General features: G+C 42.3%; 1 protein-coding gene. It reads left to right on the top strand.

What is annotated here, in order from left to right; translation table 11 throughout:
* The coding region (locus ACFSBH_RS05735; protein ID WP_379596501.1) for a transposase at positions 1–671 on the top strand (671 nt) is incomplete at both ends.

The raw sequence follows: 671 nt of genomic DNA, 5'->3' as shown, positions 1-671 counted from the left end.
GACGTTTACCAATGTCCGTTGTGAAAGAAGAACAATATGTGGCGCTTCAACAATTGACAAGGGCGCGCTATCAAATTATTCGTCAAATCACACAGGAGAAACAACGTTTCCTTCAGTATCTAAGTTATAAATGTAATACATTCACGGAAGAAGTAGAGTCTTCTGTGTTTGGCAAAGCGATGATGGACCTTTTCCTTGAAAACTATAGTCTGGATGAATTATCGAGTATGCCTTTAGAAGACTTGGCTGACTATCTTCGGAAGCAAGGCAGAAATAGATTCCCTGATGCGGAATATGTCGCCAAATCAATCCAAAAGGCCGTTCGCTCTTCCTATCGTTTAGACAAAGTGATGGAAGACTCCATCGATACGATACTAGGCACTTCAATCACATTGATCCGAACGTTTGAAAGGCAAATCAAGGAATTGGATAAATCCATTGAGCGAATCATGAAAGGATTGCCACAAACGCTGCAGTCAATCCCTGGCATAGGACCAGTGTTAGCTGCCGGTATTCAAGCCGAAATTGGGCAGATTGAACGCTTCGAAGACGAAACAAAGATCGCAAAGTATGCAGGTCTTTATTGGCGAAAGCACCAATCTGGTCGCTTTACGGCAGATGATACATCGTTATCGCGTAATGGAAATCAATACCTCCGTTATTACCTAGTT

This window comes from Oceanobacillus luteolus, assembly GCF_042678205.1.
GTDB lineage: Bacteria > Bacillota > Bacilli > Bacillales > Amphibacillaceae > Oceanobacillus > Oceanobacillus luteolus.
Note: the sequence above shows the minus strand (reverse complement) of the source record. Positions and strands in the feature narration are given on the sequence as shown.